The organism is uncultured Friedmanniella sp. (genome assembly GCF_964244005.1).
Taxonomy (GTDB): domain Bacteria; phylum Actinomycetota; class Actinomycetes; order Propionibacteriales; family Propionibacteriaceae; genus Microlunatus.
In genome coordinates, this window is sequence record NZ_CAXTHG010000010.1 from 1 (window position 1) to 16,635 (window position 16,635).

17 protein-coding genes are annotated in these 16,635 nt (G+C 72.1%); 5 read left to right on the top strand and 12 right to left on the bottom strand.

Features of this window, described 5'->3' with window-relative positions:
* Positions 1-182: hypothetical protein (locus tag ACFE76_RS08160; RefSeq protein WP_375431247.1), on the top strand; the 182-nt coding region annotated here is incomplete at its 5' end.
* A 41-nt stretch (positions 183-223) separates the two neighbouring features.
* Here the strand turns inward: ACFE76_RS08160 and ACFE76_RS08165 are convergent.
* The 4 genes from ACFE76_RS08165 to ACFE76_RS08180 form a co-directional block, all read right to left on the bottom strand.
* Positions 224-613, bottom strand: coding sequence for a TadE/TadG family type IV pilus assembly protein (locus ACFE76_RS08165; protein WP_375431248.1), 390 nt, complete (start codon positions 611-613; stop codon positions 224-226).
* 59 nt (positions 614-672) lie between these two features.
* Positions 673-1,035: a TadE/TadG family type IV pilus assembly protein gene (locus tag ACFE76_RS08170; protein ID WP_375431249.1), complete on the bottom strand. Its 363-nt coding sequence runs from the start codon at positions 1,033-1,035 to the stop codon at positions 673-675.
* Positions 1,036-1,046: 11 nt separating this feature from the next.
* Positions 1,047-1,235, bottom strand: a complete 189-nt coding sequence (locus ACFE76_RS08175) for a hypothetical protein (protein WP_375431250.1) — start codon at positions 1,233-1,235, stop codon at positions 1,047-1,049.
* A gap of 275 nt (positions 1,236-1,510) precedes the next feature.
* Positions 1,511-2,266 carry an RNA polymerase sigma factor gene (locus ACFE76_RS08180; protein WP_375431251.1) on the bottom strand — a complete coding sequence of 252 codons (756 nt, stop codon included), beginning with the start codon at positions 2,264-2,266 and terminating at the stop codon, positions 1,511-1,513.
* 131 nt (positions 2,267-2,397) lie between these two features.
* Here ACFE76_RS08180 and ACFE76_RS08185 point away from each other — a divergent pair, with 131 nt between their 5' ends.
* The gene (locus ACFE76_RS08185; protein ID WP_375431252.1) at positions 2,398-2,646 is read left to right on the top strand and encodes a hypothetical protein; all 249 of its coding nucleotides are present in this window, start codon (positions 2,398-2,400) and stop codon (positions 2,644-2,646) included.
* Positions 2,647-2,752: 106 nt separating this feature from the next.
* Here the strand turns inward: ACFE76_RS08185 and ACFE76_RS08190 are convergent, their stop codons facing one another.
* The 6 genes from ACFE76_RS08190 to ACFE76_RS08215 form a co-directional block, all read right to left on the bottom strand.
* Positions 2,753-4,510, bottom strand: a complete 1,758-nt coding sequence (locus ACFE76_RS08190; protein ID WP_375431253.1) for a heme peroxidase family protein — start codon at positions 4,508-4,510, stop codon at positions 2,753-2,755.
* Positions 4,511-4,608: 98 nt separating this feature from the next.
* On the bottom strand, positions 4,609-5,337 hold the full coding sequence (locus tag ACFE76_RS08195; protein WP_375431254.1) for a response regulator transcription factor: 729 nt from the start codon (positions 5,335-5,337) through the stop codon (positions 4,609-4,611).
* Between the two features lie 84 nt (positions 5,338-5,421).
* Positions 5,422-6,408 carry a hypothetical protein gene (locus ACFE76_RS08200; RefSeq protein ID WP_375431255.1) on the bottom strand — a complete coding sequence of 329 codons (987 nt, stop codon included), beginning with the start codon at positions 6,406-6,408 and terminating at the stop codon, positions 5,422-5,424.
* 150 nt (positions 6,409-6,558) lie between these two features.
* Positions 6,559-7,056 (bottom strand): signal peptidase I, encoded by a 498-nt coding sequence (gene lepB / locus ACFE76_RS08205; RefSeq protein ID WP_375431256.1) that lies wholly within the window; start codon positions 7,054-7,056, stop codon positions 6,559-6,561.
* A gap of 10 nt (positions 7,057-7,066) precedes the next feature.
* Positions 7,067-8,677: a multicopper oxidase family protein gene (locus tag ACFE76_RS08210; RefSeq protein WP_375431257.1), complete on the bottom strand. Its 1,611-nt coding sequence runs from the start codon at positions 8,675-8,677 to the stop codon at positions 7,067-7,069.
* Positions 8,678-9,030: 353 nt separating this feature from the next.
* On the bottom strand, positions 9,031-9,429 hold the full coding sequence (locus ACFE76_RS08215) for a response regulator transcription factor (protein WP_375431258.1): 399 nt from the start codon (positions 9,427-9,429) through the stop codon (positions 9,031-9,033).
* A gap of 276 nt (positions 9,430-9,705) precedes the next feature.
* On the opposite strand from ACFE76_RS08215, the gene ACFE76_RS08220 reads away from it, so the two are divergent.
* From ACFE76_RS08220 to ACFE76_RS08230, 3 genes are all read left to right on the top strand, one after another.
* Positions 9,706-11,631: a hypothetical protein gene (locus ACFE76_RS08220; RefSeq protein WP_375431259.1), complete on the top strand. Its 1,926-nt coding sequence runs from the start codon at positions 9,706-9,708 to the stop codon at positions 11,629-11,631.
* Between the two features lie 116 nt (positions 11,632-11,747).
* A complete protein-coding gene (locus ACFE76_RS08225) occupies positions 11,748-12,566 on the top strand; it encodes a YcnI family protein (protein WP_375431260.1) in 819 nt (272 codons plus the stop codon).
* 1 nt (position 12,567) lies between these two features.
* On the top strand, positions 12,568-14,313 hold the full coding sequence (locus ACFE76_RS08230) for a copper resistance protein CopC (protein ID WP_375431261.1): 1,746 nt from the start codon (positions 12,568-12,570) through the stop codon (positions 14,311-14,313).
* A gap of 29 nt (positions 14,314-14,342) precedes the next feature.
* Here the strand turns inward: ACFE76_RS08230 and ACFE76_RS08235 are convergent, their stop codons facing one another.
* Both ACFE76_RS08235 and ACFE76_RS08240 read right to left on the bottom strand, forming a co-directional pair.
* A complete protein-coding gene (locus ACFE76_RS08235) occupies positions 14,343-15,752 on the bottom strand; it encodes a sensor histidine kinase (protein WP_375431262.1) in 1,410 nt (469 codons plus the stop codon).
* Positions 15,749-16,366 (bottom strand): response regulator, encoded by a 618-nt coding sequence (locus ACFE76_RS08240; RefSeq protein WP_375431263.1) that lies wholly within the window; start codon positions 16,364-16,366, stop codon positions 15,749-15,751. Before ACFE76_RS08240 ends, ACFE76_RS08235 begins: the two co-directional genes overlap by 4 nt.
* Positions 16,367-16,635: the final 269 nt, after the last annotated feature.

Sequence of the window (16,635 nt, forward strand, 5' to 3'; positions counted from 1 at the left end):
CGAACCCCGGACCGCCACGCGACAAAAAACACCAGCCACCTAGGAGGGTGGTGTCGAACGGCGGCCGTAGCGAGCAGGTGCCCGGGTGCGTGCCGGGCAAGGCGCCGGAGGAGTCGGATAGCGGGGTTCTCTCCGCGACGACGGCAACGAAGACCGGTGCGTGCCCGGGTGCCGCGCAGTAGGTCGGCGTTTGACACCACCCTCCTAGTGGCGAGGCGGGCCATCATCGGCTCCGGTAGGTGTCGAGGGCGGCCGCACCGGTCGCGGTCAGCGCGATCGAGCCGGGCAGACCCGGCAGTGCGACATCGCCGAGCGGCACCCGGCAGTCGACGCGGGACGTCACCGTGGCCGGGGTGCCGACGGGAACGCCGAAGGCCGCCGTCCGGATCTGGACCGACGTCGTGCCACAGCGCAGTCCGGCGGTGGCCAGTGACGCCTCGGCCGCGTCTCGACCGTCGGAGGCTGCCACCCGCGGGCTACGGGCCAGCGACGCGGCTCGAGCCCCGGTCTGGGCGGCCTCGGCCACGGTCGTCCGCGCGAACCAGAGCCGGCCACCAGCCACCAGTAACCCCAGGACGAGCACCAGCGCCGGGACAAGCAGGGTCAGCTCCACGGTCGCGGACCCCCGTTGGGCCTCGAAGGAACGCGGCCGAAGGCGCAGCGGTCGCCGGGTCACGGCGCGGTCACCCGTTCGAGAGGCGCGGCAGCGGTCTCGTGGAGGTCGGCCATCCCCAGGTCGAAGATCAGCGGGGCGGTGCCGGTCACGGTGGCCGAGACGGCGGTCGCGCTGCGGACGACCGTCACCGACACCTCGTCCAGACCGCCGGCCCGCGCGAGGTCGACGCCCAGCTCTTCAGCCGCGGCGCTGGTCCCCTCGCTCCCCCGGGCGGCGTCGACGGCCGCCGTGGCGGCGCGCTCGGCGACGTTACGACCGTGCAGCCAGATCCCCGTCTGGATCAGGCCGAGGGTCACCAACATCAAGGCGGGCCAGATCACCGCGAGCTGGACGCTCTCGCTGAGCCCCCGCTCGTTCACCCGAGGCACGACTACTTGGGCAGCTTGGCGGTGACGTAGTTGGTGATCGCCGTGACCACGATGATCGCGACGGCGACCGCTCCCGCGAGCAGAATGGCGTTCTCGGCCGACTGGCTGAGGCCTCGCTCGTCGCGGGTCACCGGGTGCCGCAACAGCACCACTATTCCCACAGCCGTACTGATCAACGTCTTGACAGTCATTGGGTGTCCTCCCGAGATCGGTGCGATCACGAAACCCCCGAGGGCAGGTGATCAGACCGGCAACGCTGCCGGCGAAAAATTGCGGGAGAAACCCCGGGCAGCCCTGCCCATGGACGCCGGTGCCCCCGCACGCGAGCCACTACTATCGCTGGTCAGCGCGGGTTTTGCTCGGAAACTGAGAACTTGGTGTTGTCCTTTCTGCCCGAGGTGTTGTCCGTCCGTCGGGGCGCACGGGAATGACATTCGGGTGATTTGCCGGTGGCCGCCCGGGACCGTCACGCGGCCTCCGCGAGCTCGACGGCGTGGGCGGCCAGCACCCGGAGCGCCCGGCTGCAACGGACCCGTACCGAACCGGGGGTCGAGGCACTCTGCCGGGCGACCTCGGCCCCACTGAGACCCCGGAGGTACACCCCCTCGAGCAGCAGACGCGCCGGCTCGTCGAGGAGCCGCAGCCGCAGACCGGCCTCGATCACCTGGGCCGCGTCCAGCCGAGCGGCGACCCCGTGGTCGAGAACGCGCTGCCGGATGCCCCGCTCGAGCTGGTCGAGCTGTTCCCCCGCCAACCAGGGCGCCGACTCGGCCCGGCCCCAGCCGTCCCGCTCGTGGTGCACCGCCTTCAGCGTGTCCAACGCCAGGTTGGCCGCGATCCGGACCGGTCGCGCGGCGAGCGGGTACGCGACGAGGACGCACCAGGCGGCCGCCACGTAGTCGTCGGCCGAGGCCCGGCCGTCGCGCGCCGCCATCCGCACCAGCCGGCCGAGCAGTGACTGCAGCACCGTGCGCGCGGCCAGCCGGTCTCCGGACTGCGCCTCGGCCAGCAGGGCGTGCAGCGTGGTGTCGCAGCCGGCGCTCGCCCGGTCGAGCAGGTCGGCCAGCTCCGGTCGGTCGCCGAGCTCTGGTCGGCGGACCGACCACTCGAGCACCTGCGGCGGCCGGTGCTCCACCAGCTGTCGCCAGTCGGCGTTCAGCGCCTCGACCACCGCTCGACCGCCCCGCGACCCCGGAACCGCCAGCCAGCCGCTCCGCTCCATCTGCACCTCCTCGATCCGTTGGATCGAGGATCGCGAGCCCGTGTTGGCCGAGATGTTGTGCGGCGCGCGTCCGTTGTTGTCCGACTGAACGAGGTGTTGTCCGCCGCTCAGCCCCGTGCCAGAGTGCAGAGATGGACCCGGTGAGCCTGGCGGCGGAGCTGCTTGCCGCGTGCGTGGCGGACGGCCAGGCCGCACGTCGGGTGGCCGACGACGACCAAGCGGAGGCGGTGCGAGCGGAGCTGCGCCGGCGGGCGCGACGCGACGAGGTCCGGGTGCGGACGGCCCGGCTCGGCGACACCGTGGTCGTCGCCCGTACCGACGCCGCGGTCTGGACCGACGATGCCGCCACGATGCGTCGCAAGCTGAGCCCGCCCGACTGAGTCCCTACCAACAAGGGGGCTGAGGCACCCCCTGATGGGGTCAAGGCACCCCCTCCTGGGGTGCCTCAGCCGTCCAAGGGGTGCCTCGAGCTGCGTACCCCGGGGATCAGATGATGCCCGGCAGCGGGTCGGTGGCCTCGGGATTGATGACCTCGTCGGGTTCGACCGGGATCGGCTCGAGCTCCACCGGGTCGGGCACGGGGTCGGCGGGGTCGGGTACGGGGTCGGGGTCCGGCTGGGGGTCGGGCTCCTCCGGCACGTCCACGACCGGCCGGCCGCGTGCGTCGAAGGCGTCAGCCATGAGGATCAGTGCGCCGACGCCGAAGTCGGCCCCGGGGTTGAAGGTCGGTTTGGTGTTGAAGTAGGAGGTCTTGTCCAGGGCCAGCAGCCCCAGGATCACCTCGGCGACGATCCGGCCACCGACCGACCCGAGCTGGTGCCCGCCGGCCAGCTCGGCCTCCTTCAGCACGTAGAACCAGAGCGGGGCCTTGTTCTTCCAGCCGCTCTCGGTCAGCCCGAGCTGAGCGTTGGTCAGCGGCTTGGCCCCCATCGCGGTGGCCACGTCCTGGCCGGCCGGCAGGCCGAGCCGCTTGCCACGCAGCAGGTTTCTTTCGGCCAGGGCGACGATCGCGCCCGCGGTCGGGGCCACCACGGTGGACGGCAGCGTGGCCAGCGGCAGCGAGATCTGGGCGTCGAACCTGCGGGCCATGTTGCGGTCGTCGGGGGCGCTCATCCCGGGTATGTCGAAGAAGTAGTTCCAGTCCATCCACAAGTTGTGCGGGATGGCCCGGCTGCCGCGCAGGTCCTCGTACCCGTCCGGGCCGAAGATCGGCACGGTGTGCATGTCCTGCACCTCGTACTCGGCGCGGATCAGGCTGTGCCCGAAGCGGTAGGCCCCGGCCGAGAACTCGATCGGCATGTACGGCTTGGCCGGGTTCTTGGGCTTGTAGTAGGTCGTGGCGGCGGTCAGCTTGCCGGCCTTGGTCACCAGCAGCTTGTCGACGACGTCCTGGCCGACGATCTTGGGCAGGTAGTCGTGCACGATCAGCCACTGGTAGTGCCAGCGGCAGCGGGTCTGCGCGTCCTCGAAGCTGAGCCCGGAGTCGCGGAACTTGTTGTGCAGCCGCAGGAACACGGTGTGCAGCTGGGCGACGATCAGGTTCTCGTCGTTGCGCGGGTCACCGAGGTAGGCCGCGCCGACCGCGTCCCGGGGCAGGTCGACGAGGTCGTCGTGCGGGTTGACCTTGAGGTAGCCGGGCTTGGCGGCGTCGTAGAGGTCGGGGCTGAGGGTCGGGCCACTGCCGTAGACCGACCCCAGGTCGAAGCGGGGCGTGTCGTAGTTCACCAGGGCGGTCGGGTCGGACTTCTGGGTGGTCAGCGGGGTCTTGTCAAGAGTGACGTCGTGGTCGACGAACTGCCCGAAGTAGATGTAGCCGGCCGGGATCGAGGTGTCGAACGCGACGTCGGAGTCCTTCACGTCGTTGAGCGGGGCCTTGCCGTCGTTCATCTTGACCGCGAGCGAGCGGAGCAGAGCGTCGGACGGGCTGTAGGCGGGCAGCTTCTTGAACATCAGCCCGAAACGGGCCTCCCGGTCGCGGCCGTACTTGGCGGCGATGTCGCAGCCGCGCAGCATCGTGCCGTGCGAGCCCTTCAGCGCCCGCTTGGTCGCCGCCGCGGCGCGCAGCGTGCCGCGCAGCCCCACCGCGTGGGCCGAGACGAGACCGAGGGCCGCGGCCAGCACCGTACGGCGGCGGACGCCACCGGGTCCGGTCGTCGGTTCGGTCGCTGCGGCCGGGGTGCTCGGCGCGGTCGCGCTGGTGGCCTGGTGGAACGGGCACGTGCCGGTGCCGGTGTGGTCGCGCATGGTGGCTCTCCCCCTGAGTCAGTGGGTTCAGCCTGGTCGCACGGCGGCGGCGTGGTCAGCCGCAGATGGGGGGCAGCAAACCCCCCAGAACGAGGGGGTCAGGCCAGGCTGGACGGCCCCGAGCCGGGCTCGTCGAGCAGCCCGAGCTGGCGAGCCCGCAGCACCGCCTCGAGCTGGCTGCCCGCGTCGAGCTTCTGCCGGACCGACTTCACGTAGCCGCGGCAGGTGTTCACCGTGATGCCGAGGTCGGGGGCCATCTGCTTGACCGGGATCCCGGCGGCGAGCAGCCGCAGCACGTCCAGCTCGCGGCCGCTGAGCTCGGGCGCCGCGGGGTTGCGGGGGGCGGTCACGGGTGCCGTCGCGAACGTTGACGGAGCCACCAGCATCTGGCCGGCCCGGACGCTCCGCAGGATGTCGGTCAGGTCGGTCAGCGAGCCGTTCTTGGGGATGAACGCCGACGCCCCGGCCTGCGCCGCCTTCGCCACCCACTCCGGCGACGTGTGCGCGGTGACCACCGCGACCACGGCGTCCGGCACCACCTCGCGGATCCGCCGCGTCGCGGCCAGCCCGTCCTCCCGGGGCATCTGGATGTCCATCACCACGATGTCGGGCTGCAACCGAGAAGCTTCGGCCACCCCTTCGGCCGCGCTGCCGGCCGTACCGACACACCGCATCCCGGGCAGCGCGTTCAGCGCAGCGGCCAGCATCTCGGCGAACGTCCGGTGGTCGTCGATCACCAGGACGGCGGTCTCCCGCTCACTGCCCTCGCCGTCCGACCCCTCGTTCGCGAGATGTCTCTCGCCCTGATCTCCGTTGACCCCGTCCATCAGCCCGCCCCCGGCCTGTCCCGTACTCCCCCGTGCGTGAATGGTAGGGCCACGGAGCGGCGGGCCGGGGCCGAACTGGTCGGATCAGCCCACCGGCAGGACGAAGCCCAGACCGACCACGGCGGCCAGCAGGACGAGCTCACCGGCGACGGCGAGGACCAGCGCCCGCCGAGGTCCGGTCGCCGCCCCGGTCACGCTGCGCACCCGCAGCCGGTGACCGACCGCGACCACGAGACCCAGGCCGAGCAGCTGGGCGGCGGCGAGCACGACAGGCGTCCGGCCGGCCCCGACCGGCAGCAGGAGTCCGGCCACGACGGCCGTGGCGCCGAGGGCGGCGGCCGCTCCGGAGAGCAGGAACCCGACCCGGACGAGGTGGTGCCGTAGCTGGTAGGCCGGCGGCTGCAGGTGGGTGAGCGCGACCAGGGCACCGAGCCAGAGGACGACTGAGACCCGTTGCACCCCGGCCACGAGCAGCGGCGCCGCCAGGGCGCCGTCGTCGTGGCTGTGCCGGGCGGCAGCCTCGGGCAGTCCAGCGAGCAGGGCGACGACCACCAGAGCGAGCAGGGCGGCGGACTCGCGCCAGCCGCCGAGGCGGCGGCCGAGCAGCGCGACCAGCAGCGCGACCCACAGCACGGCCAGCCGCGCCACGGCGTCGTCGCTGTGCGCCACGACCGCGACCAGGTTGTCCGGGACGCCGCGGGCCTGCAGCCCGCCGTAGAGTCCGGCGACCGTGACCACCGACCAGATCGCGGTCACCCCGACCCAGACCGCAGCCCAGCGGGCGGCGGCCCGGGCGAGACCGTCGCTGGCCAGGCTCTGGTGGGGACCGCCGGCCAGGACGCGGAGGGCGAACAGGCCCACGACGGGCAGCCCGGGCAGCAGCCACAACGCCGAGGCCGAGGGCCACGCCCAGGTCAGCGGCAGGGCGGTACCGCGCTGCCACCAGACGGCGGCGAGCGCTAGGGCGACGGCGGCGAGCAACGCGGGTACGGCCAGGCCGGAGAGCTGCTGGCCGGCGACCCGGATGCGGGTCCGCGGGTCGACGACGGCACGTTGGGCCAGGTAGGACATGGCGGGTTCTCCTTGGGGTCAGGGCTCGGCTGGGTGGGCCTGGCCCTCCGAGAAGCTCAGGAACCGGTTCGGAACGGGGGAGTCCTTCGACGCGGTTCCTGAGCCCGTCGGGGGGTCAGGAGAGAAGAGGGGGGTCAGGAGAGAAAGGGGTCAGGAGGGACAGCTGGACCAGACGGTGCTGAGCAGCCGGCCGTCGATCGTGGTCAGGTCGACCGGCCCCCAGCGGCGGGAGTCGATCGAGAGCTCGCGGTCGTCGCCCATCACGAAGACCGTGCCGACAGGAACCGTCACGGGCCCGAAGTAGACCCCGTCGACACTGGCGGCGTCGACGTACGGCTCGGTGACGGGCTGGCCGTCGACGACCAGCACCGCGTCGGCGATCGCCACCCGCTGACCGCCGACGGCGACGACCCGCTTGAGCGTCTCGGTGCCGTCAGCGGGACTCGGGAAGCTGACGATGTCGCCCGTCCCCAGCCCCCGGACGGGCCGGAACCGGTCGAGCAGCACCACGTCGCCGGTGCAGACGGTGGGCGACATGCTGCCCGAGGAGACGCGAACGGCGTCGGCGACCGTCGTCCTGACGCCGACCACCACCAGGGCCGTGAGCAGCACGCCCAGCCCCACCCTCGTCCGCCTCCCGATCGGCATCGTGGTCGACCTAGTGGTCGTCGTCGGAGTCGTCGACGGCCGGGTCGGCCTTGATCGGGTCGTTGTCGTCGATGTCGGTGTCCTTCAGACCGACGCTGAACTGGTGCATCATGTCGTGGTCTTCGTGCGGCAGGTTGTGGCAGTGCACCATGTACTTGCCCCGGTGCGGGCCGAACTTCATCACCACCCGGACCTTCTCGCCCTCACCGACGTAGACCACGTCCTTCGGCCCCAGCTCGTAGGAGAAGGGCGGCTTGCCGTTGCGGTCCAGGATCTTGAAGTCGATCAGGTGGATGTGCACCGGGTGGAACCAGCCGCCGGACTTGTTCTCGATCTCCCAGATCTCGGTGTCGCCCAGGTCGGGGTTGGCGAGCACCTTCTTGTAGTCGGAGTCGACCACGTCGTGCCAGCTCTCGCCGTTGAGGTTCCACTCGTTGGTGGTGTCGTTGCGCTGCACCCGGATGTTCCGGACCTTCGTGGAGCTGGTGGGAACCTGGGCCATCACCTCGTTGCCCGGGTCGAGCAGCGTCGGAATGGCGCTCCAGGTGGCGTCGCTCCTGTCGAACGCGTCGTCGACCACGTCGAAGGCCATGATCTTGCCCGTGTTGTCGTAGTCGCGGTTGTTGGGGTTGCTGAGGTTCTTGAGCTCGATCCGGGTCCCCGCTTTGTAGCTGCGGAAGTCGACCAGGAACTCATAACGCTCAGCGCTGCCGTGCCGCCACTGCGTGACCGCCTGGGTCTTGGGCATCAGGCCGCCGTCGGTGGCCACCATGTAGACCGGGGCGCCGTTGGACAGCGACGGCCGGTACGACCGGGAGAGCGAGGCGTTGAGGAAGCGGAAGCGGTAGATCCGCTTCTTGACCCTCATCAGGGGCCACGGCCGGCCGTTGACCAGGATGACGTCGCCCCAGAGCCCGGAGTGGCTGCGGTCGTCGTACTGCTGCGAACCGTCGGCGTTGAACATCATGTCCGACACCGTGAGGGCGACGTCGAACTCGCCCTGGGGCAGCAGCGCCCGCTCGACCGGGTCGTGCAGGTGGTACTGCGACGCCAGACCGGAGTAGGCGTTCTGGGCGGTGTAGTGGACGCCGTGGTCGTGGTACCAGAGCGTGCGCGCCTTCTGGCCGTTCGGGTAGCTGTAGTACTTCTTCTGCTCCGGGAGCGTGACGTCGCTGGCGTACCCGTCGTACTGCGGCAGTGAGGCCGAGCCGTGCAGGTGGGTGGAGATCGCCAGCGGCGTACCGAAGGCAGGGTGGACGGGCGGCAGCTTGTTGCGCATCGTCATCTTGATGCGGGTGCCCTGCTCGACGTCGATCCGCTTCGCCGGCACCAAGCCGTCGTAGCCGAGGACCGGGGTCTTGAGGTTGGGCAGGATCCCCACCGAGCTCGACCGGGCCGCGATGTCGTAGTAGTGGATCGGACCGTTGGCGTCGGAGCCGATCCGCGGTGTCAGCACCTCCAGCCGCGCGAACGCCGCCGCGTACGGCTTGGGCATGTTGGCCGAGCTGAGCAGGCTGGGCGTACCGGCGCTGACCGAACGGCCGAACGGCAGCGTGAGGCCCGCCGTACCGACGGCAGCGAGGCCGCCGATCTTCAGCGCGTCGCGTCGAGTGAGCTTCATGATTCCCCCGGATCAAATGTCTGTGCCTCGAGCCTGGAGGAGCCGACCTGCCCGCACAGCCCTCACGCGAGGGGGCACCCGCCCCCCTAAACAAGGGGGTTCGCGTTCCCTCAGCCGGAGCCCTGTCCGAGGCGGAGTCCGGCCGACAGGTGGTCCGGGGCCGAGCCCCGCGGTCACTTCACAGCCCCACGGGCGTCGTTGCGCCCCCGGTGGAGGGCGCACGGCGGCCCTCCACAGTGTGAAGTGACCGGCCAGCCTCCGGCTGGGGTGAGGTCACGGCCGCCACCACCGGGCGGCTACCCGGGCACGGGCTGGCCGCAGACCGACCCGTACGGGAGGGTCAGCTGGCGCGGTCAGGCGGCGGCGGGGTCGTCGGACCAGAGGGTCTGGCCCAGGGCGACCCGGCGTACGGCAGCGAGGACGTCGGTGGAGTTGGCGCCCTTGACCAGGTAACCCGCCGCACCCCGGGCGCGAGCCTCGCGCTGGGTCCGCGCGGTGTGGTCGGTGGTCAGCATGATCACCCGGGCGCTCGAGCCGGACCGTTGCAGGGTCGCGGCGGCCTCGAGCCCGGAGACGTGCGGCATCCTCAGGTCCATCAGCACGACGTGGGGTTCCAGCGCAGCCACGGCGTCGAAGACCTCGGATCCGTCGCGGCACTCACCGACGGTCTCGAGGTCGTGGCTGGCGTTCACCAGGTCGACGAGGCAGCTGCGGAAGAAGTCGTGGTCGTCCACGATCAGCACACGGGTCATCGGGGCGCCCTCCTTCCGAGCTCTCGTCACCGTGCCTCGGTCGGCACCCGTCGTCCCAGCATCTCCCGAGAAGTCAAGGACTGACACCCTCACCAGAGTGTGGGCGGTCCCCCTCCGATGGGGGGTCGCGAGCCGGCGCCTCGTGCCGCCCCCTCATTTGGGGGTGCCGCGCTCCCCCTATCAAGGGCTGCCCCGGAGCCGCGCGGGCTCACACAGTTGAGCAGCCAAACCCCACGGCACTCATCAGTGGGGCGACTTCGACAACGGGGAGACCCCATGCACACCCAGATCCCGAGGACGGAGCCGCGCCGTCGCGGCCGGCACGTCCTCACCGCAGCAGCGGCCGCCGTGCTGCTGCTGACCGCCGTCACCACCTCGACCGCCGCGACCAAGGTCACCGTCACCAACCCCGGCGGCCTGACCGGGGTCGGACCCGTCAACGCCGACCACGGCTTCCCCTCCTGGTACGGCGACAGCGCCGGTACCCGGATCGAACCGTGCGTGGACGGGGACAACCCGCTCTGCGGCTTCCTGCCGGGCGACATCCCCGACCCCGACCAGCCGGTCGCGTTCCCGGGCAACTGGCCCGAGGAGTTCTTCTACTCCCTGATCGCCAGCTCGCTGACCCTGCCGGGCGGCGGCAAGGCGACGCTGACCCTCGGCCTGGAGGCATCCTTCGCCAACGGCGAGCCGATCGCCGGCGACCAGGTCACCTTCGCCCGTACCCGGATCACCGTCGTCGGCGGGCCGCGCAGCAGCACGCTCACCTTCAAGCACCCGTTCGGGGAGCTGACGATCGACACCGACGCGACCGGCAAGGGCCGGCTCGTCCAGGACATCACCCCGGCCGTCGGCAACTTCACCACCGCGCTCAACAGCAACTTCGGTCCCTTCCTGAAGTGGGACCCGTCGGTGGCGCCCGCCGCCCCCGACGGCTTCCTCGGTGACCCGGCCATCGCCCACACCGTCGTCGGCGGCAAGGCCGGCTACAACCAGTTCTCGGTGACCGGCGGCACCATCGCCACCCCGATCAGCACCGACCAGTTCACCGTCACCGGCAAGATCGCCACCAACACCGGCCTCACCGGCGACCGGGCCAGCATCGGCGACGGCTACGTCGACGTCTTCGCCAGCAGCAAGGGCACCCAGCTGCAGGTCGACGGCGGCACCGGCTACGCCACCACCCCGATGACGACCGACCCGGGCTCCAGCCGCCACTACGCGCGGATCGCCCTCGCCGACGGCGCCAAGCCGACCTCGGTGGTCGTTCGCAACCTCGGCGACAAGCCGGTCAGCACGACGACGATCAAGCTCGCCGACGTGCTCGTCACCAAGGCCGACTACGACGGCAACAAGCTGACCATCGCCGCCAAGAGCGACCACTTCCCGCTGACCGTCGCCGGTGTGGGGGAGCTGGTCGACAACGCCCCGCAGACCTTCACCATCGCCGCGCCGCCCGCAAGTGTCAGCGTCGCGTCGAACGGCGGAGCCGCGGTGGTCTTCCCGGTCACCATCACCGGTGGTGCCGCGACCGAGCCCGGGCTGCCCCCGGTCACGCCGACCCCGGCAGGTCCGCCGGTCATCGACAACACCCCGGACAACCCGTCGGCGCCGCCCGTCAGCGGACCGGTGGTCAGCGTCGCCGCGCCGGCCGCCACCGTGCCGGGGACCTCGGTGACGCTGGACGCCAGCGCCACGACCGGGGCGACCAGCTACGCCTGGACCCAGGTCACCACCCCGGCCGGTACGACCCTCAGCAACGCGCTCACGGCCAAGCCGACCGTCACGCTGCCCTACTTCACCGCCAACGCCGCGACGGCGCCGGCAGGGGCGTGGGCTCCGGTGACGCTCAAGGTGACCGCGACCAACGCCGGCGGCTCGACCGAACAGACGGTGGTGATCCCGGTCAAGACCGACGCCGTCACCATCGCCGCCGGCGCTCGGCACCGGATCGGCACGGAGCTGCGGATCGACGGCACCTCGCTGATCGACGGCGTCGCCGGGGTCCGCACCCCGCCGACGTCCATCGTGATCTGGGACATCACCCGGCCGGCGAACCCGGTCAAGCTGGGCACCGCACCGGTCGACACGCTCGGCGCCTGGCCGCTGCGGCTGAAGCCCGGCCCGACCGTCCAGGTCAGCTCGGTGCTCGTCCAGAGCACCCGCGGCGGCACGGCGACCTCCACGGTCACCAACCGCTGACCGAAGCCGGTGGAGGGCGGCCCGTCCGCCCTCCACCGGCCCTCCGGTGCCTCGCACCGACCCACCACCACACACGTCACGTCCGCGGCCACCGCCGCATCTCGGGGGAGAACACCATGACCACCAGCACGTACCACCGCTCGACGCCCCGCCTGTCCCGCCGTACGGTCCGCACCGGGCTCGCCGCCGCCGGCGCCGTCGGCCTCGTCCTGGCCACCCCGGTGGCCGCGCACGCACACGTCTCGCTGAGCGCCGACACGACCGCCGCCGGCGCGTCCGCGGTGGTCAGCCTGAACGTGCCGCACGGCTGCGAGGGCTCGCCGACCAGCCGGATCGCGATCCAGGTGCCCGCCGGGGTGAACGCCGTCATCCCGACGGTCAACCAGGGCTGGACGGTCGCCATCCGCAAGGAAAAGCTGTCGACGCCGATCGTCGGGGACGACGGCGACCAGCTCACCACCCGGGTCGCCGAGGTCGTCTGGACCGCCAAGACCCCGCTACCGGCCGACCTGCGCGACGTGCTGTCGCTGCAGGTCGCGATCCCCGAGGACGCGGCCGGCACCCAGCTCGCCTTCCCCACCGTGCAGACCTGCGTCGCCGGTTCGACCCGCTGGACCCAGGTGCCGGCCGCCGGCCAGGACCACGACGAGCTGGAGCACCCTGCGCCCGCACTGCAGGTGAGCGAAGCCGTCGCCGACGAGCACGGCGGCCACGCCGAGACCAGCGCCGCCAGCAGTGCCGCGGCCGGGCACGCCGAGACGGCGGGTCACGAGGGGAGTGGGGCGGCCGCCGACCTCCAGACCACCAGCACCGCCTCCGTGCCGGGCAGCGGCCTCGGCCTGGCCGGCCTGGTGCTCGGGGCCCTCGGACTGGCGGCGGGCGCTGCTGCCCTGCTGCGCACCCGGACGCCCCGACCCCAGCCGACCCAGCACTGAGGTGCGTCCCTCCTCCCGGCTGGCGCGGCGGCTACGGGCGGCGCTCGCGATCGTCGTGCTGGTCCTGCTGGGGGCGGTCGGCACCGCGCTGCCCGCCGCCGCGCACGCCGGCCTCGCGGCCTCCAACCCGGCCGTCGATGCTGTGCTGCCCGCCGCGCCGGCCACGGTCCGGCTGCGCTTCAACGAAGCGGTCGCCCCGGTCGCCGGAGCCTTCGCGCTGTACGACAGCGCCGGTCGCTACACCGTCGAGGGTCGACCGGCCACCGTCGTGGTCGCGGCGGTCGACGGCGTGGTGACCGCGAACCTGCCGGAGACGCTGCCGGCCGGCAGCTATCTCCTCAGCTGGCGGGTCGTCTCCGCCGACTCCCACCCGGTCAGCGGCGTGCTGCCCTTCGTCGTCGGTCACGCCTCAGCCCGGCCGGCCACGGCCCCCGCGGCCGCGGACTCTCTCGGTGGGCTCGTCGGATCGACCTACCTGGCGCTGCAGATCCTCGGCTACCTCGGTCTCTTCACTGCGGTCGGCCTGCGGGTCTTCGACGTCGTCGTGCTACGCCGGTCGCGGACGGCCGAGCGGGGTACCCGTCAGGTGCTCCGGGGCGCCGCCGGGGCGACGGTCACGGCGTACGCACTGCTGCTGCCCCTCACGGTGCTGCGCGAACGGGCCGGCCGGTGGACCGACCTGCGGACCGTCGCCCTCTGGCGAGACGGCCTGGCCACGCCGGCGGGCACCACCTTGGCTCTGGTCGTCGCCGGGCTGGCGCTGCTCCTGGGTGCCGCCCGGCTGCCGCTCCGCTGGAGCCGGCCGTTCGCCCTGGCCGGTGGGCTGGTCGCCCTGACCTCTGTCCTCGCCACCGGACACACCCGGACGGCCACCCCGTCCTGGCTGGTCAACGGCGCCGACCTGGTACACGTGGCCGCCGCCGCGGTGTGGCTGGGCGGCCTGGTGGGGCTGGGCCTCTACCTGGCGCGCGCCCGTCGGCTGCGCCTCGACCCCGTCCCGGTCGCCGGCGTCGTCGCCCGCTTCTCCGGCCTGGCCGGGGTGACGGTCGGCCTGCTGGGCGCGAGCGGGCTGATGCTGGCGCTGCTGGTGCCCGGGTCGTGGCGCTCCCTGCTCAGCAGCGACTACGGACACGCCTTGGCGGCCAAGCTGGCGCTCGTCGCCGTGCTCGGCGTACTGGCCGGCTGGAACCGGTACGCCCTGGTGCCGGCCGTGCAACGCCGTCCCGACTCCGCCGCCCGGTGGCGCCGGCTGCGGTCCGCCGTGGTCGATGAGTGCGTCATCGTGGTGCTGGCGATCGCGGTGACGGGGCTGTTGACCAGCCTGAACCCGGAGTCCGGTCCGGCCGGACCCTCCAGCGCGGACACCGCCGCGGTCGCGGTGGTCGACACCGCCGCCAAACCTGCGGGTTCAGGGGCCGCAGGCGCCCTCCGGCGGGCGGACCTCGGCAGCGGCAGCCTGCAGGGTCGGCTGCTGCCCGGGACCGCCGGCCCGAACACCTTCGAGTTCACGCTGCGGGACGCCGACGGGGCACCGCTGACCGGCCAGACCCTGCCCGAGGTCTCGGCGTCGCTACCGTCTGCCCAGCTGGGACCGCTGCACGCGACCGTCCGGCGGCTGCCCGGCACCGCTCACTACCGGGCGGAGCTGCCGCTGCCGGTCGGGGGCGACTGGCGGCTGATCGTGTCGGTGCGGCAGAGCACCTACGACGAGCCGACCACGACCCTGCTGGTCCCGGTGGCGGGCTGACGGACGGCTGGCCCGCAGCAGGCTCCGGCTCAGCCGACGCCGTTGGGCTCCAGCGGCAGGGTGACCTGCATCCGGGTGCCCTGACCGGGGGCGGAGGTGATGAGCAGCTCGCCGCCGAGGCTCTCGACCTTGTCCATCAGCAGCCGCACCCCCAGGTGACCCTCGTGCCGGCGGTCGAGCTGATGGTTCTCCAGCCCCACGCCGTCGTCCTGGACCACCAACCGGACGTCGGTCGGGTGACCGGCGGCCGCGCCGAGCACGGACAGCTGCACCAGCAGGTGCGTAGCGGCGGCGTGCTGCTGCACGTTCGACAACGTTTCCCGGGCCACCCGGTAGAGGGTGGCGGTGCTCTCCGGATCCAGGAGCGGCACGTCGGCCAGCTCGAGCTGAACCGCGACACCGGCCTCCTGCAGCGGCTCGACCAGGGTGCGGACGGTCTGCTGCAGAGTTCCGCTGCGCAGGTCCGGTGGGTAGAGGTCGGTCATCAGGCTGCGCAGCGAGGCGATCGACCGCTGCAGGGCACCCTCCACCCGCCCCATCAGCGCGACGTGCTGCGGCGGGACGCTGGGGGCGACCGCGCCGAGGGCGTACGCGATGCCGGCGAGGTCCTGGATGGGCCCGTCGTGCAGGTCCGCCGCAAAGCGGACCCGCTCGCGGTCGGAGACCGTCAGCGCCCGTTCGAGCAGCCGGGCCCGGTCCTGCTCGTGCCGCTTCAGCCGGCCGGCGAGAGAGACCGCGACCGGGATCTGGATCAGCTGCAGCAGCAGCAGCGTGCCGAGGACGAGCGGCAGGGTCGACCGCAACAGCTCGTCGGCCACCAGGTCGACCCGCTCGTAGGTGTAGTAGGCCTCGAAGACCAGCGGCTCTTCACCGGCGACGTCGAAGGGCACGTAGACCTCGACGTACCGGTTGCGCCCCGAAGGGTCGCTCGAGGACGGGCTGGCGCCGGGGTCGGCCGCCGGCGAGTCGATCGTCTCGGTCACCCCGGTGGCCGGTTCGTCCGCCTCCGGCTCACCGTCCTCGAACCCCTTGGACACGTGCCCGCGCAGGGCTTCGGCGACCTCCGGCGGCGGGTCGACCGTCTTCCCGATCGCGGCGGGGTCGCTGCAGAACACGATGTACCCGTCCTCCCGCCAGACCGTGACCTCGGTCAACGAGCCGTCACTCATCCGCTGGCCGACCGCCCGCTCGAGGTCGGCGCGGTCGGTCGAGTCACCGCTCCGGTAGCCCGCCAACAGCGGACCCACGACGTTGGACGCCAGCCGTTTGGTGGAACGTTCGGCCTCGTTCAGTGCTTGGTGCTGGGCCACCGACCGGGTGGCGAAGGCGGCGCCGACCCCCACGATGGCCATCGTGGCCACGGCAAACCCGACGATCAGCACGAGCTCGCGGCGCGCTCCACTACGCCGGCCGCGCACCCGCGGCCGCCACCAGCTCATGAAGCGACGAGCTGCAGGCGGCGTGCCTCATTCACCGCCTCGATCCGGCTGCCAACTCCAAGCTTGGCGTAGAGGGCCTTGATGTAGCCCCGACAGGTGTGCACGCTGATCCCCATCAGCCGGGCGATCCCCTTGACCTGGAGTCCCTGGGCGATGTGGCCGAGCACCTCGAGCTCACGCGCCGTCAGCTCCGGGATCAGCTCACGGGACGGACGGTAGGACACGACCGTGCCGCGCAGGGACGGCGCGAGGCTCATCCGGCCCGGTCGGGCGCTGCGCAGCATCTCGATCAGCTCGCTCAACGAACCGCCCTTGGCCACGAAGGCCGACGCTCCGGCCTGGGCGGCTCGGTTCACCCACTCGGGGTCGACGTGGCCGGTCACGACCGCGACCGCGGTGTCCGGGCTGGCCGCTCGCAGCCGACGCGTCGTCTCGAGACCGTCCGTCCCCGGCATCTGGAGGTCGACGACCACCACCGTGGGCGACAGCTCGGCCGCGCGCCGCAGCCCTTCCTCACACGTCGTCGCGGTCCCGACGCAGCGGATCCCCTCGACCGTGTCCAGCGCGGCGGCCAGCAGGTCGGCGAACGAGCGGTGGTCGTCGATGATCAACACCGTGGTGTCGGTCCTCGACTCAGCCGCTGCGGTCGAGTCGGGTGACCGCGGCTCCGAACGCGTCCCCGCCAGCCCCTCTCGACCCTCGGCCTCGGTACTCGGCCGTGTCAGAACCCCTCGACCTGCCATACGTGTCTCCCCCAAGAACGCGTTGCTGCGGGCACACGATAGGACAGATCACTAGCCTCCGGGCGGTTCGGTGGCGATTGCCAGAGGAACCGTTACGTCGGTGCCTTATTGACTCGCGAGCACGCAGCTGGACCGCCCGG

Excerpts from the sequence above, each read along its gene's own strand:
- ACFE76_RS08175 (WP_375431250.1), bottom strand. The coding sequence starts at position 1,235 with ATGACTGTCAAGACGTTGATCAGTACGGCTGTGGGAATAGTGGTGCTG.
- ACFE76_RS08180 (WP_375431251.1), bottom strand. The coding sequence starts at position 2,266 with ATGGAGCGGAGCGGCTGGCTGGCGGTTCCGGGGTCGCGGGGCGGTCGA.
- ACFE76_RS08185 (WP_375431252.1), top strand. The coding sequence starts at position 2,398 with ATGGACCCGGTGAGCCTGGCGGCGGAGCTGCTTGCCGCGTGCGTGGCG.
- ACFE76_RS08190 (WP_375431253.1), bottom strand. The coding sequence starts at position 4,510 with ATGCGCGACCACACCGGCACCGGCACGTGCCCGTTCCACCAGGCCACC.
- ACFE76_RS08195 (WP_375431254.1), bottom strand. The coding sequence starts at position 5,337 with ATGGACGGGGTCAACGGAGATCAGGGCGAGAGACATCTCGCGAACGAG.
- ACFE76_RS08200 (WP_375431255.1), bottom strand. The coding sequence starts at position 6,408 with ATGTCCTACCTGGCCCAACGTGCCGTCGTCGACCCGCGGACCCGCATC.
- lepB (WP_375431256.1), bottom strand. The coding sequence starts at position 7,056 with ATGCCGATCGGGAGGCGGACGAGGGTGGGGCTGGGCGTGCTGCTCACG.
- ACFE76_RS08210 (WP_375431257.1), bottom strand. The coding sequence starts at position 8,677 with ATGAAGCTCACTCGACGCGACGCGCTGAAGATCGGCGGCCTCGCTGCC.
- ACFE76_RS08215 (WP_375431258.1), bottom strand. The coding sequence starts at position 9,429 with ATGACCCGTGTGCTGATCGTGGACGACCACGACTTCTTCCGCAGCTGC.
- ACFE76_RS08220 (WP_375431259.1), top strand. The coding sequence starts at position 9,706 with ATGCACACCCAGATCCCGAGGACGGAGCCGCGCCGTCGCGGCCGGCAC.
- ACFE76_RS08225 (WP_375431260.1), top strand. The coding sequence starts at position 11,748 with ATGACCACCAGCACGTACCACCGCTCGACGCCCCGCCTGTCCCGCCGT.
- ACFE76_RS08235 (WP_375431262.1), bottom strand. The coding sequence starts at position 15,752 with ATGAGCTGGTGGCGGCCGCGGGTGCGCGGCCGGCGTAGTGGAGCGCGC.